Origin of the sequence: Bradyrhizobium sp. AUGA SZCCT0169, assembly GCF_018130085.1 — a bacterium.
Classification (GTDB): domain Bacteria; phylum Pseudomonadota; class Alphaproteobacteria; order Rhizobiales; family Xanthobacteraceae; genus Bradyrhizobium.
In genome coordinates this window covers 1-13,523 of sequence record NZ_JAFCMC010000036.1, presented here as the reverse complement: position 1 = coordinate 13,523, position 13,523 = coordinate 1, and the positions used below count along the sequence as shown (strand labels likewise).

At 62.5% G+C, this 13,523-nt stretch carries 11 protein-coding genes; 9 read left to right on the top strand and 2 right to left on the bottom strand.

Annotated features, from left to right (window positions below; translation table 11 throughout):
- Nucleotides 1-120: 120 nt before the first annotated feature.
- The 6 genes from JQ609_RS28465 (at nucleotide 121) to JQ609_RS28440 (ending at nucleotide 8,364) form a co-directional block, all read left to right on the top strand.
- Entirely contained in the window at nucleotides 121-504 is a 384-nt protein-coding gene (locus tag JQ609_RS28465) for a nuclear transport factor 2 family protein (RefSeq protein ID WP_212276153.1), read from the top strand.
- A gap of 118 nt (nucleotides 505-622) precedes the next feature.
- A complete protein-coding gene (locus tag JQ609_RS28460) occupies nucleotides 623-2,413 on the top strand; it encodes an acyl-CoA dehydrogenase C-terminal domain-containing protein (RefSeq protein ID WP_212276152.1) in 1,791 nt (596 codons plus the stop codon).
- A 166-nt stretch (nucleotides 2,414-2,579) separates the two neighbouring features.
- Complete coding sequence (locus tag JQ609_RS28455; protein ID WP_212211278.1) at nucleotides 2,580-3,788, top strand: acetyl-CoA C-acetyltransferase; 1,209 nt, start codon at nucleotides 2,580-2,582, stop codon at nucleotides 3,786-3,788.
- A gap of 130 nt (nucleotides 3,789-3,918) precedes the next feature.
- Nucleotides 3,919-6,132, top strand: coding sequence for a 3-hydroxyacyl-CoA dehydrogenase NAD-binding domain-containing protein (locus tag JQ609_RS28450; protein ID WP_212276151.1), 2,214 nt, complete (start codon nucleotides 3,919-3,921; stop codon nucleotides 6,130-6,132).
- Between the two features lie 358 nt (nucleotides 6,133-6,490).
- Entirely contained in the window at nucleotides 6,491-7,723 is a 1,233-nt protein-coding gene (locus JQ609_RS28445; protein ID WP_212211274.1) for an FAD-binding oxidoreductase, read from the top strand.
- 248 nt (nucleotides 7,724-7,971) lie between these two features.
- On the top strand, nucleotides 7,972-8,364 hold the full coding sequence (locus JQ609_RS28440; RefSeq protein ID WP_212276150.1) for a VOC family protein: 393 nt from the start codon (nucleotides 7,972-7,974) through the stop codon (nucleotides 8,362-8,364).
- Nucleotides 8,365-8,401: 37 nt separating this feature from the next.
- Here JQ609_RS28440 and JQ609_RS28435 read toward each other — a convergent pair whose 3' ends face one another.
- Together JQ609_RS28435 and gstA are read right to left on the bottom strand one after the other, a co-directional pair.
- Entirely contained in the window at nucleotides 8,402-9,544 is a 1,143-nt protein-coding gene (locus JQ609_RS28435) for a mechanosensitive ion channel family protein (RefSeq protein ID WP_212211271.1), read from the bottom strand.
- 292 nt (nucleotides 9,545-9,836) lie between these two features.
- Nucleotides 9,837-10,451, bottom strand: a complete 615-nt coding sequence (gstA, locus tag JQ609_RS28430; protein ID WP_212276149.1) for a glutathione transferase GstA — start codon at nucleotides 10,449-10,451, stop codon at nucleotides 9,837-9,839.
- A gap of 163 nt (nucleotides 10,452-10,614) precedes the next feature.
- Here gstA and JQ609_RS28425 point away from each other — a divergent pair, with 163 nt between their 5' ends.
- The 3 genes from JQ609_RS28425 (at nucleotide 10,615) to JQ609_RS28415 (ending at nucleotide 13,328) form a co-directional block, all read left to right on the top strand.
- Nucleotides 10,615-11,103: a MarR family winged helix-turn-helix transcriptional regulator gene (locus tag JQ609_RS28425; RefSeq protein WP_212211267.1), complete on the top strand. Its 489-nt coding sequence runs from the start codon at nucleotides 10,615-10,617 to the stop codon at nucleotides 11,101-11,103.
- Between the two features lie 96 nt (nucleotides 11,104-11,199).
- Nucleotides 11,200-12,570, top strand: a complete 1,371-nt coding sequence (locus JQ609_RS28420; RefSeq protein ID WP_212211265.1) for a glutamate--cysteine ligase — start codon at nucleotides 11,200-11,202, stop codon at nucleotides 12,568-12,570.
- 203 nt (nucleotides 12,571-12,773) lie between these two features.
- Nucleotides 12,774-13,328, top strand: coding sequence for a PAN domain-containing protein (locus JQ609_RS28415; protein ID WP_212276148.1), 555 nt, complete (start codon nucleotides 12,774-12,776; stop codon nucleotides 13,326-13,328).
- Nucleotides 13,329-13,523 lie beyond the last annotated feature (195 nt).

Sequence of the window (13,523 nt, the reverse complement as noted above, 5' to 3'; positions counted from 1 at the left end):
AGGAAGAAGGGGCCCAGTCTCCCGACCAAATTGTCGCGTTGACTTTATGCATAAAGTTGCATATGCGTCAACATGCATAAAGATTAGGCTAACCCGTATCGAGCCGATCGGAGACGCATCATGACCGTGACTGCACTCGACAAATGGTACGGCTACATGAAGTCGCACGACCAAGCGGCGCTTTGGGATCTGCTGCACCCCGACGCGGTGTTCGAGAGTCCCGTGGTCCATACCCCGCAGCGCGGGCGTGACATCACCTTCAAATATCTGTCGAGCGCCGAGAAAGTGCTGGGCGGCCCGGGATTCAGATATGTCGGCGAATGGCGCAGCGACAATGGCGCCGTGCTCGAATTCGAAAAAGAAATCGACGGCATCGTGATCAACGGCGTCGACATGATCACCTTCGCGGATGGCAAGATCACGCATTTCAAGGTGATGGTGCGGCCGCTCAAGGCGATGAACCTGCTGCACCAGCTGATGGGCGCGCAACTCGCAAAACAGTGACGCCGCGTCGTCCGGAACCGGATAAGGTCCGGCTTTGAACCCTGAAGCGCCCGCTGGCCTGCCAAGCTTCATCTGAAACGTATCCGCCAATTCATTCTGTCCCTGCCGGGAGAACACCATGCCGACTTACAAAGCCCCCGTGGAAGACGTCACGTTCCTGCTCAACGATGTGTTCCAGATCGACCGCTATGACAATCTCCCGGGTTTTACTGACGCTTCCGCGGATGTCCGCGAAGCGATCCTCGGCGAAGCCGCCAAGCTCAGCGAAGAAGTGCTGCAGCCGCTGAACCGGGTCGGCGACCTCGAAGGCTGCGTCCGCCACGATGACGGCCGCGTCACCACGCCGAAGGGTTTCAAGGAAGCCTTCAAGCAGGTCGCCGAAGGCGGCTGGCTCGGGCTGTCGGCTCCATCCGAATATGGCGGGCAGGGGCTGCCGGTCACGCTGAGCCAGGTCGTGACCGAATTCCAGAGCTCGGCCAACATGGCGTTCTCGATGTATGGCGGTCTCACCATGGGCGCGACCGCGGCGTTGATGGTGCACGGAAAGCCCGAACAGAAGAAGATGTTCGTGCCGAAGATGGTGGCGGGCGAGTGGACCGGCACCATGAACCTCACCGAGCCGCAATGCGGCACCGATCTCGGCCTGCTCCGCACCAAGGCCGTCAAGCAGGCCGACGGCAGCTACAAGATCACGGGCACCAAGATCTTCATCTCGGCCGGCGAGCATGATCTTGCCGACAACATCATCCATCTGGTGCTGGCGCGCATCGAAGGCGCACCCGCGGGCATCAAGGGCGTCTCGCTGTTCGTGGTGCCGAAGGTGCTGGTCAATGCCGACGGTTCGCTCGGCGCACGCAACGGCGTGTCCTGCGGCTCGATCGAGCACAAGATGGGCATTCACGGCAATTCCACCTGCGTGATGAATTACGACGGCGCCACCGGATGGCTGATCGGCGAAGAGAACAAGGGCATGCAGGGCATGTTCGTGATGATGAACGAGGCCCGCCTCGGCGTCGCGGTGCAGGGCCTCGCGCAATCCGAGGTCGCCTATCAGAACGCGGTCAATTACGCGCGCGAGCGCCTGCAGGGCCGGTCGCTGACCGGCGCCAAAGATCCGGACAAGCCGGCCGATCCGATCATCGTGCATCCCGACGTGCGCCGCGTGCTGCTGACGATCCGCGCCTTCAACGAGGCGGCCCGCGCCATGGTGGTGTGGACCGCGCTGAAGAGCGACGTCGCCCACCGCTCAAGCGACCCGAAGGATCGCCAGGAGGCCGACGACCACATGGGCCTGATGACGCCGGTCATGAAGGGCGTGATGACCGATGTCGGTTTCTCGAATTCGGTGCTGGCGCAGCAGATGTATGGCGGCCACGGCTACATCGCCGAACACGGCATGGAGCAGTTCGTGCGCGATGCGCGCATTGCCATGCTGTATGAAGGCGCCAACGGCATTCAGGCGCTCGACCTCGTCGGGCGCAAACTGCCGCGCGACGGCGGCCGCGCCGTGATGGCGTTCTTCGGCGAGGTCGGGGCGTTTGCCAAGGAGCACGGCGCCGACGAGGCGATGAAGCCGTTCGTGACGCCGCTCTCGACCGCGCTCGGCCATCTGCAGCAGGCCACCGGCTGGCTGATGCAGAACGCGCTGACCAAGCCCGACAATGCCGGTGCCGCCGCCACCGACTACATGCAATTGTTCGGCCTCGTCACCTTCGCCTATATGTGGGCGCGGATGGCTAAGGTGGCGCAGGACAAGATTGCGTCCTCTGGCGCCACGCCCTATCTGACCACCAAGCTCGTGACCGGCCGCTTCTTCATGGAGCGGATGCTGCCGGAAACGACGGTGCACCTTGCGCGCATCCAGACCGGCTGCGCGACCACCATGGAATTGCCGGCGGAAGCGTTCTGAAGCGTCCAATAAGTCTTTTTCGTCATTGCGAGCGCAGCGAAGCAATCCATCTTGCCGCGAAAAGAAAGAATGGATTGCTTCGTCGCTACGCTCCTCGCAATGACGGTGGAATAATCTGAAAATTCGTCTGGCTCGAGGAGAGCCGAGACCGAAACGGGAGAAAACCATGCCTGAGGCATATATCTACGATCACGTTCGCACCCCGCGCGGCCGCGGCAAGGCCGACGGCTCGCTGCATGAAGTGACCGCGCTGGCGCTCGCCACCGTGCCGCTGCAAGCGCTGAAGGAGCGCAACAATCTCGGTGTCGACGTCGTCGACGACGTCGTGCTCGGTGTGGTCGATCCGGTCGGCGAGGCCGGCTCCGACATCGCGCGCTTTGCGGCGCTCAAGGCCGGCCTCGGCCAGGCCGTCCCCGGCGTCCAGATCAGCCGCTTCTGCGCCTCCGGCCTCGATGCCGTGAATTTTGCCGCCGCCCAGGTCATGGCCGGCCAGCATGAGCTCGTGATCGGGGGCGGCGCCGAATCGATGAGCCGCGTCGGCATCGGCGCCTCCGGCGGCGCCTGGCCGATGGATCCCTCGATGGCGGTGCCTGCCTATTTCATGCCGCAGGGCGTCTCGGCCGACCTCATCGCCACCAAATACGGTTTTTCGCGCGATGACGTCGACGCCTATGCGGTGCAGAGCCAGCAGCGCGCCGCGAAAGCCTGGGACGAGGGCCGCTTCAAGAATTCCGTGGTGCCGGTGAAGGACATCAACGGCCTCACCATCCTCGCCAAGGACGAGCACATGCGCCCGACCACGACGATGCAGTCGCTCGGCCAGTTGCAGCCATCGTTCGTGGCGATGGGCCAGATGGGCGGCTTCGATGCGGTCGCGATCCAGTCGCACCCCGAAGTCGAGCGCATCAATTACGTGCACCACGCCGGCAATTCCTCCGGCATCGTAGACGGCGCAGGCGCCGTGCTGCTCGGCAGCAAGGAAGCCGGCGTCAAGCACGGCCTGAAGGCGCGCGCGAAAATCCGTGCCTTTGCCAATATCGGCTCCGAGCCCGCGATGATGCTGACCGGCCCGGTCGACGTCACCGAAAAGCTGTTCGAGCGCTCCGGCATGAAGAAGTCGGACATCGACCTGTTCGAACTCAACGAGGCCTTCGCCTCGGTGGTGCTGCGCTACATGCAGGCCTTCGACATCGACAGCTCCAAGATCAACGTCAATGGCGGCGCGATCGCGCTCGGCCATCCGCTCGGCGCCACCGGCGCGATGATCCTCGGCACCGTGCTCGATGAACTCGAACGCACCAACAAGTCGACCGCGCTGGTGACGCTGTGCATCGGCGGCGGCATGGGCACCGCGACCATCATCGAGCGGGTCTAGGCGACGGCAATTCGTAGGGTGGGCAAAGCGAAGCGTGCCCACCATCACAAGCACCGAATGAAAATGGTGGGCACGGCGCGAAGCGCGCCTTTGCCCACCCTACGCAGCAATCGCATTGGGAGCGACCAACATGGCCTTCAAGAATTTCAAGCTGGAAACCGACTCCGACGGCATCGTGCTCGTCACCTGGGACACGCCCGGCCGTTCGATGAATGTGCTCGACGAGACCTCGGCCACCGAACTCGAGGAGATCGTCAAGCAGACCACCGCCGATGCCGCCGTCAAGGGCGTCGTCATCACCTCGGGCAAGGAAGCGCTGTGCGCCGGTGCTGACCTGTCGATGCTCGAAGGCATGGCCCATCAATATGCCGATCTGCTCAAGGCCAAGGGCGAAGAGGCCGCCAACCAGATGCTGTTCGACCAGAGCCGCCGCTTCTCGCAGGTTTATCGTAATATCGAAATTTCAGGGAAGCCGTGGGTCGCCGCGATCAATGGTCTCGCGCTCGGCGGCGGTTTTGAATTGACCCTGGCCTGCCACTACCGCGTCGCCGCCGACAACCCGAAGACCCGGCTCGGCCTGCCCGAGGTGAAGGTCGGCCTGTTCCCCGGCGCCGGCGGCACCCAGCGCGTGCCGCGTATCGTGCAGCCTGCCGATGCGATGCAGCTGCTGCTGAAGGGCGAGGCGATCAACCTGACCCGGGCCAAGGCGCTCAACCTCATTCACGCCATCGTCCCGCCCGCCGACATGATCAAGGCGGCGAAGGACTGGATCAAGGGCGGCGGCAAGCCGATCGCCCCCTGGGACGAGAAGGGCTTCAAGCTTCCCGGCGGCCCGGTGTTCTCCAAGGCGGGCATGCAGATGTTCCCGGCGGGCAACGCGATCTACCGCCGCGAGACCTACGACAATTACCCGGCGGCGCGCGCCATCATGAGCTGCGTCTATGAAGGCCTGCAGTTGCCGATCGATGCGGCGCTCCGCGTCGAGTCGCGCTACTTCACGCAGATCTTGCGCTCCAACGAAGCCGCCGCGATGATTCGCAGCCTGTTCCTGTCGATGCAGGAACTGAACAAGGGTGCACGCCGGCCGCCAAACGTGCCGCCGACCAAGGTGAAAAAGCTCGCCGTGATCGGCGCCGGCTTCATGGGCGCCAGCGTCGGCTACGTCTCCGCGCGCGCCGGCATCGACGTGGTCTTGATCGACCGCGATCAGGCCAGCGCCGACAAGGGCAAGGGCCACGCCCAGACCGTGATCGACGATCTCATCAAGAAGGGCCGCGCCAAGGAAAGCGACCGCGACGCCGTGATGTCGCGCATCAGCGCGACCGCCGACTATGGCGTGCTGAAAGACTGCGACCTCGTCATCGAGGCCGTGTTCGAGGACCGCAAAGTAAAGGCCGAAACCTATGCCAAGGCGCAGCCGCTCCTGAAGGATGGCGCGATCTTCGCCTCCAACACCTCGACGCTGCCGATCAACTCGCTGGCCGAGGAATTCAAGGACCAGGGCAAGTTCATCGGCATCCACTTCTTCTCGCCGGTCGAGAAGATGATGCTGGTCGAGATCATCGTGGGCAAGAACACCGGCGATGCCGCGCTTGCCACCGCGCTGGATTACACGCGGATGATCGGCAAGACGCCGATCGTCGTCAACGACAGCAGAGGCTTCTACGCCAACCGCTGCGTCGGCCGCTACATCGCCGAAGGCAACGAGATGTTCCTCGAAGGCGTGCCGCCGGCGATGATCGAGAACTGCGCCAAGATGGCCGGCATGCCGGTCGGCCCGCTGTCGCTGTCGGACGAGGTCGCGCTCGACCTCGGGCTCAAGGTGATGAAGGCAACCGAGGCCGATCTCGGGCCGAACTCCATCAACCCGGATCAGAAGAAACTGATGGTGGAGCTGGTGGAGAAGCAGGGCCGTCTCGGCCGCAAGAACAGCAAGGGCTTTTACGACTATCCCGAGAAGGGCAAGGGTCAGAAGAGCCTGTGGACCGGACTTGCCGATCTGCAGCCGAAGAAGCTCGACCCCGACACGCTCGACATCGAGGAGCTGAAGCAGCGTTTCCTGGTGGTGCAGGCGGTGGAAGCCGCGCGCACGGTCGAGGATCACGTCATCACCGACATGCGCGAGGCCGACGTCGGCTCGATCCTCGGCTTCGGCTTTGCGCCGTTCACCGGCGGCACGCTGTCCTATATCGACTTCATGGGTACCAGGAAGTTCGTCGAACTCTGCCACAAGCTGGAAGCCAAATACGGCTCCCGCTTCACGCCGCCGAAACTGCTGGAGGACATGGCGGCCAAGGGCGAGACGTTCTACGGTCGCTTCCCGCCGAAGAAGCTGGCGGCGTAAGGGAAATCGTCGTCCCGGCCTTGAGCCGGGACCCATACGCCGTGTCCTATGGAATGGGCACAACGGCAGCGTTCTTTCACCACGAGCATTCGTGGTTATGGGTCCCGGCTCAAGGCCGGGACGACGTGTTGAAAGTTCTGAGCAAAACAATAAAGGGCCGGGTCATCGATCCGGCCCTTATTTTGTGAATAGATTTTTGAGCGAGCTCACGCGACCCGGCGCGGCTTGAGCGTCAAGCGTCATTCTGCGCAGGGCATCCGCGCCTTTTCCACTGTCGCGATCTGTTGCAGCTGCTCGTAGATTAGTTGAAGCAGGACTTGGCGACAGGTCGCTGACGTATGCAAAGGTGATCGCGACAATGCCAAGTGTTATCGTTCTCGGTGCCGGAATGGTCGGGGTTGCAACCGCGCTGCAGTTACAGCGCCGCGGCTGGTCGGTCGTGCTGCTCGATCGCAATCAGCCCGGCCGCGAGACCAGCTACGGCAACGCCGGCTTCATCCAGGCCGAAGCGGTGCGGCCCTATCCGATGCCGCGCGATCTTGCGACGCTGGCGGCGATCGCAACGGGGCGCGCCAACGATGTCCATTACCGCGTAAAATGGCTGCCGCGGCATCTTGGTCCTTTGCTGCGGTACTGGTGGCATTCCGCGCCGGATCGGCACCAGCGCATATCGCAGGCCTACGCGCGGATCATCGCACGCGCGACAAGCGAGCATGACGTGCTGATCCGGGAAGCCGGCGCGGACAATCTGGTGCAGCGAAGCGGCTATCATTCCCTGCGCCGCACCCAGGCTGCGCTGGATGAAGTGGCGCTGGTCGCCGAGTCGCTGGCGGCTGAATTCGGTGTGCGATCGGAAATTATCAGCCCGGCACAGCTTGCCGCGGCCGAACCCGGGCTTAACGAGACCGGGGCGGGGGCTGTTCACTGGCGCGACCCATGGACGGTCTCGGACCCGGGCGGGCTTGTATCCGCTTATGCCGATCTGTTCACACGCGCAGGCGGCACCTTCGTCAACGGGGATGCGACCACGTTGGCGCCGAGTCCTGCCGGCTGGACGGTTCAGTCGGATGATGGCCCGATCGACGCCGAGGCGGCCGTGGTATCGCTGGGTCCGTGGTCTCCCGATCTGTTGCAAAAGTTTGACTACCGTTTTCCGATGCTGCGCAAGCGCGGCTACCATCGGCATTTCACCGGCGGCGGCAGGCTCAATCTGCCGCTGCACGACCCCGAATTCGCATACGCCATGGCGCCGATGGCGAAGGGGTTGCGGATTACGTCGGGCGCCGAATTGATGGGACCGGAAAGGTCGTCGCAGTCGCGCCAGCTCGAACGGGCGGAACAGGCGGCACGGCGGCTTGTCGATCTCGGCACGGCGGTGGAGGCCGAACCCTGGAGCGGGGTCCGCCCCTGCATGCCCGACATGCTGCCGGTCGTGGGAGCTGCACCGAAGCACAAAGGCCTGTGGATGCATTTCGGGCATGGTCATCACGGCCACACCCTTGGCCCCACCACAGGCCGCCTGCTGGCCGAGATGATGAGCGGCGAGGCGACGTTTACCGACGCGATGGCTTTCAGTCCTGCGCGGTTCTGATGGCTTCGCGCGCTGTAGGAGCGGTTGCGGTATAAGCCCCGTCATTGCGAGGAGCGTAGCGACGAAGCAATCCATCCATCTGTTATGCTGCGAGATGGATTGCTTCGCTTCGCTCGCAATGACGAACAAACAATGGGCCGGATCATCGATCCGGCCCTTCAGGTTTTCTCTCACGGGATTTTTGGAACCAACCCGCCGCCTCGCGCCTATCTGTGCTGGCCCAAAAAGTTCGACGCGGGAATGCACCGATGATCCATCATGTTTCGGTCGGCACCAATGACCTCACGCGGGCCAAGGCGTTTTACGATCCGCTGATGTCTCTCATCGGTTTCCGGCTTCTCAAAACTTCCGAGAAGGCCGCTCATTACGGCGCATCCGAGATCGTGTTCAGTCTTGAAACCCCGGCTGACGGTTTGCCCGCAACACCGGGCAATGGCGTCCATATTGCCTTTCTGGCGCCGGACCGGGAAACGGTCAGGCGATTTCACGAAAGCGCGCTTGCCAGTGGCGGAACTGACGAAGGCGCGCCCGGCATTCGGGAAAAATACAATGCCAATTATTACGGCGCCTTTGTCCGCGACCTCGACGGCAACAAGATCGAAGCCGTGACCTTCACGGCGAAGGAACGCATCAGCTCCTGAAATCCGCGCGACGGCGGTCGCCGGCAGAAACGCCGCTTCAGCCATTCCCGGCCCGGGCTTTCGACGGCAGCGCGTGTTCCGGCACCAGGCTTGCCTCGTCAAGCCAGACGTGACTGGCGATCTGTCGGCGCGGTTGCGGCAGGGAATATCTCAGTTCCTTGCTCACAAAGCTGATCAAGGCTTCCCTGACCAGACATCTGAGGTCCCAGGCGGATGCCGCGGTTCGCGCGCTGACCAGAATGCGCAGCTGCATCGAGGTCTCCGTCGCATCGCTGACCTGCAAATTGACCACTTTGCCGTCCCACAACGGCATCGTCTTCACGAGCTGTTCGAGCTTTTTCCGGATCGCCGGGACATCGGCGCAATAGTCCACATAGATCATCACGCTTCCGATGATCGACTCGCTGTCCCTCGACCAGTTCTGGAACGGCTTTTCGATAAAATAGTTCAGCGGCAGGATCAGGCGCCGCCAATCCCAAAGCTGCACCACGACGTAGGTCGAGTTGATCTCCTCGATCGTGCCGTAGTCTCCTTCGACGATCACGCTGTCCTGAATCCTGATCGGCTGCGTCATTGCGATCTGAACGCCCGCGATCAGGTTTGAAAGCAGCGGCCGTGCTGCAAGACCGATGGCGAGGCCGGCGACGCCGGCGGAGGCAAACAGGCTGACGCCATACTGGCGCACCGCGTCGAAACTCATCAGCGCGGATGCAAGGCCGATCAGCGCGATAATCAGCACCGCCGCCCTCGTCAGGATTCTGATCTGCGTCACATGCTTTCGCGCGAGCAGGTTTTCCTCGAGGTCCCTCTGCAAGCGGCCGAGATAGACGGAGCTGAATATCTCGGTCGTGACAATGGCAAGCCATGTGAGCAGGGTAATGAATGCGATCTGCATCAATGCCGTAAGTCCGGTCGCCGCGGTTCCGCTGATCGGACCCAATTGCAGCGAGAGGCTCAGCGCCGCCATGACGGCGGCAAAAGCTGACGGTGCCTTCGATTTCTTCAGTATCAGCAACCATGCGAATCGTTCGCTGTCGCGCAACTGCCGTTCGAGCAAAAAGAACACCAGCCGGTGAGCCGCCAGCGCCGCGAGGATCGCGACGCCGGCAATGGCGGCAAGGATCGCCCAGGATGGAATCCGCTCGATCTGGGCGACGACGTACGAAAGCCAATTGTCCATTGGTGTGGTGCCTCTGGAGTTTTTCTCGGGATTTTTTTCGGGATTTTCTTGTGACGTTTTTCGCGCAGAGATTCCGGATGACCAAAGCACCGTCACTACGGAACCACTCTGCCGGCGGTCGGAACCCGCAACACGTTCTCGACCGGAGACTTACTCATCAGCCCGGCCAATGTTCCGGTCTGCCTGGACGATCGCCACGTCACGGACGATTTTGTTGATCGACGATCAAATCGAAAATAAAAAGGGCCGGATCATCGATCCGGCCCCGTTCTCATTTTATGTATCGAAACGCTTACGCCGCCTTGAGCAGACCTTCCTTGGTCAACGCTTCCTGCACCTTCGGGCGTGCGCCGACGCGGGCTTTGTAGGCCATCAGGTTGGAGAGATCGGCGAGATCCCATTTCATCCGTTCGGCCCATGACAGCATCGTGAACATGTAGCCGTCGGCGACCGAAAACTGCTTGCCCATCAGGTAGTCTTTCCCGGCGAGCTCGCCATCGACATACCTAAACTTGCCCATCACCCGATCCTTGAAGAAGGCCTTGGCGTCATCTGACAGCGCCGGGGCGAATTGCGGGCCGAGGTTCTTGTGCAGTTCACTGTTGATATAGGTGAGCCAGGCCTGCAGCTTGTAGCGATCGGCATGGTCGCGGCTGGGGGCAAGATTCTTGTCCGCGGCCTTGTCGGCGATCATCTGGACGATGACCGGGCCTTCGGTCGCCAATTCGCCGGAGTCGAGCGCCAGTGCGGGCACCTGGCCCTTCGGGTTGACCGTCAGATAGTCGTCGCCGTTTTCCAGCTTCTTGGCGCGCAGGTCGACCTTGACCAGATCGTAGGGCAGACCGGCCTCCAGCAGCGCGATATGGGGAGACAGCGAGCAGGCGCCTGGCGAATAGTACAATTTCATTGGATTTTCTCCCTTTGGAAGTTCTTGTCTTTGGAAACCTTGGCTTGGGGCCGCGGAACGACTAAATGCATCTGCATGTAATAGTCAAGATTGATGCAGCTGCATTTAGTGCGGTACACTAACCTGTGACAGACACGGACCTGTGACGGATACGGACCAGACCATGAAACGCAAACCATCGACCGAGGCGACCAACGCCTGGATCCGCCTGATGCGGGTGCAGAGCCGGGTGCTCGACGCCGTCGAGCAGGATCTGAAGAAGGCGGGCTTCCCGCCGCTCGCCTGGTATGACGCGCTACTGGAATTGTCGCGCGCGCCGTCCGGCGAGATGCGTCCCGTGGAGCTGGAGAAGCAGATGCTGATCCCGCAATACTCGACCTCGCGCCTGATCGACCGGCTGGTCGACGAAGGGCTGGCGGCGCGGCGCGAATGCAAGATCGACAAGCGCGGCCAGTTCGTCGAAATCACCGAGACGGGACGCGAGCTGCAAAAGAAAATGTGGAGCGCCTATTCCGCCGCGATCGAAAAGCACGTCGGCTCCAAACTGTCCGACACCGACGCCATCAAGCTCTGCGGTCTGCTCGACCGGCTGGGCTGCTCGTGCAGCGAGGTCAGGGCGGCCGCTGTGCGAGACGGCGTTCCCGCCCGATGATACGCCTTCATCTTATCGTTTTTGCGGATAACGCTGTCCGCAATGCTCCCTGCCACACGGCGCGTTCGGTCGAATCGCCAAAGATCCGGGTTTTTTATGGCGCGTGACCAAATCGATATGACGCCGTTGCAATCGCGCGACGAACTCGTGGCGTGGCTGGCGGCCGGCGTAAAGCCGCCGTCGGAGTTCCGCATCGGCACCGAGCACGAGAAGACCCCGTTCACGCTCGAGGGCTATCACCCCGTGCCATATGAAGGCGCGCGCGGCATCGGCGCGCTGCTGGAGGGCATGCAGCTCCTGCTCGGCTGGGAGCCGATCATGGAGCGCGGTAACATTATCGGGCTGTACGATGTCACCGGCGGCGGCGCGATTTCGCTGGAGCCCGGGGGGCAGTTCGAATTGTCGGGCGCGCCGGTCGAGACCGTGCACCAGACCCAGTCGGAGTTGATGGCGCATCTGGCGCAGGTGCGCGAGATCGCGACCCCGCTCGGCATCGGCTTTCTCGGCCTCGGCATGACGCCGTCATGGTCGCGGTCGCAAATCCCTGTGATGCCCAAGGGCCGCTACGGGATCATGACCAATTACATGCCGAAGGTCGGCCAGTACGGCCTCGACATGATGTATCGGACCTGTACCGTGCAGACCAATCTCGACTTCTCTTCCGAAGCCGACATGGTCAAGAAGCTGCGGGTATCGGTGGCGCTGCAGCCGATCGCGACCGCGTTGTTCGCCAATTCGCCGTTCACCGAAGGCAAGGCCAACGGCTTCCTGTCGTTCCGCTCCGAAATCTGGCGCGATACCGATAATGCGCGTTCCGGCATGATCCCGTGGGCGTTCGAGGACGGCATGGGTTTTGAGCGTTGGGTCGACTATGCGCTCGACGTTCCGATGTATTTCGTCAAGCGCGGCGACAGCTATATCGACGTGTCAGGCTCGTCGTTCCGCGCCTTCTTCGACGGCAAGAGTAACGCGCTCCCGGGTGAGCGGCCGACGCTGTCGGATTGGGCCAATCATCTCTCGACGATTTTCCCGGAAGTGCGCTTGAAGCGTTATCTGGAAATGCGCGGCGCCGACGGCGTGCCGTGGGGCCGCTTGCCGGCGCTGCCGGCGTTCTGGGTCGGCCTGTTGTACGACGACACCACGCTGGACGCGGCATGGGATCTCGTGAAGCACTGGACGGCGGCGGAGCGTCAGGCGCTGCGCGACGACGTGCCGCGCTTCGGCTTCAAGGCCCGGATCCGCGACCGCTATCTGTTCGAGATCGCGAAGGAATGCCTGAAGCTGTCCCATGCGGGCCTGCGGCGGCGTGGTCATGTCGATCATCTCGGCCGCGACGAAAGCCGTCACCTCGAGCCCCTGGAGCGGATCCTCGAATCCGGCCGCACGCCGGCCGAAGAGATGCTGGAGAAATTCAACGGCGCCTGGGGCGGCTCCGTGGAACCGGCCTACAAGGAATACGCTTTCTAACGCGCGATCCGGTAAAGCTGCCCCGCGCTTGATGCGGGGTGGGTGCCGGCTTTTCCGAAAAGATCATGCGCAAACAAAAGGATAGAGCGTGATGGGATCATCACGCTCGGTTCGTTGCCGCGTTTCCGGGCCGTTCATCCGCCGTACAGGTTGATGCCGCTCCAATGGCAATCTTCGGAACGCGCGCATTCGAAAGCAATCATATGGGGATAGGCCGCCTCGTCAGGGCGTGTTTGGTGACGCTCGGCTTTTTGGCGGCGGCAGCACCCGCGCGCCCGGCCGCGGCGCAGGCCAATTTCGACCGCCCCGGCGGCGATTATCTGAGCTCGCCGGTGATCTCGGGCGATCCGGCCGACTGCGCGCTGGTGTGCGAACGCGACAAGCGTTGCCGGTCGTGGAGCTTCAACTATCCGACCGACCTGACCAGCGGCGCGGTGTGCTGGCTCAAGAGCAACGTTCCGGCGCGCGTCCAGGACAGTTGCTGCGTCTCCGGGGTGCGCGGTGCCGGCGTGGTCGAGCCGAGGAACAGCGTGATCGAAACCTCGATCGACCGCTTCGGCGGCGACTACAAGAATTTCGACGTCAAGAGCAAGGACGGCGACGACGCCTGCAAGGCCGCCTGCACCGCCGACAACAAGTGCCGGGCCTGGACCTATGCGCGGCCGGGCTACGCCGGCAAGGAAGGCCATTGCTTCCTGAAAAAAGACATCAAGCCGCCGCGGCGCAAGGCCGGGTTTACCTCCGGCGTGGTGCGGTAGCTTTTCTTGTCGCCCCGGCCTTGAGCCGGGGCCCATACGCCGCGGCCGTTCTGATTAAGGGTGCTGGTCGACGACTTCCTTTACTCATGATGCCCTGTGGCTATGGGTCCCGGCCTTCGCCCTAGGGCATGCACACATCTGATGTCGGGGATTCCCGAATCGGCATTTTGTGTGATTCATATTGTGACACTTCGG

What these genes read in the sequence shown, in the direction of transcription:
- JQ609_RS28465 (WP_212276153.1), top strand. Translation starts at nt 121, where the DNA reads ATGACCGTGACTGCACTCGACAAATGGTACGGCTACATGAAGTCGCAC.
- JQ609_RS28460 (WP_212276152.1), top strand. Translation starts at nt 623, where the DNA reads ATGCCGACTTACAAAGCCCCCGTGGAAGACGTCACGTTCCTGCTCAAC.
- JQ609_RS28455 (WP_212211278.1), top strand. Translation starts at nt 2,580, where the DNA reads ATGCCTGAGGCATATATCTACGATCACGTTCGCACCCCGCGCGGCCGC.
- JQ609_RS28450 (WP_212276151.1), top strand. Translation starts at nt 3,919, where the DNA reads ATGGCCTTCAAGAATTTCAAGCTGGAAACCGACTCCGACGGCATCGTG.
- JQ609_RS28445 (WP_212211274.1), top strand. Translation starts at nt 6,491, where the DNA reads ATGCCAAGTGTTATCGTTCTCGGTGCCGGAATGGTCGGGGTTGCAACC.
- JQ609_RS28440 (WP_212276150.1), top strand. Translation starts at nt 7,972, where the DNA reads ATGATCCATCATGTTTCGGTCGGCACCAATGACCTCACGCGGGCCAAG.
- JQ609_RS28435 (WP_212211271.1), bottom strand. Translation starts at nt 9,544, where the DNA reads ATGGACAATTGGCTTTCGTACGTCGTCGCCCAGATCGAGCGGATTCCA.
- gstA (WP_212276149.1), bottom strand. Translation starts at nt 10,451, where the DNA reads ATGAAATTGTACTATTCGCCAGGCGCCTGCTCGCTGTCTCCCCATATC.
- JQ609_RS28425 (WP_212211267.1), top strand. Translation starts at nt 10,615, where the DNA reads ATGAAACGCAAACCATCGACCGAGGCGACCAACGCCTGGATCCGCCTG.
- JQ609_RS28420 (WP_212211265.1), top strand. Translation starts at nt 11,200, where the DNA reads ATGGCGCGTGACCAAATCGATATGACGCCGTTGCAATCGCGCGACGAA.
- JQ609_RS28415 (WP_212276148.1), top strand. Translation starts at nt 12,774, where the DNA reads ATGGGGATAGGCCGCCTCGTCAGGGCGTGTTTGGTGACGCTCGGCTTT.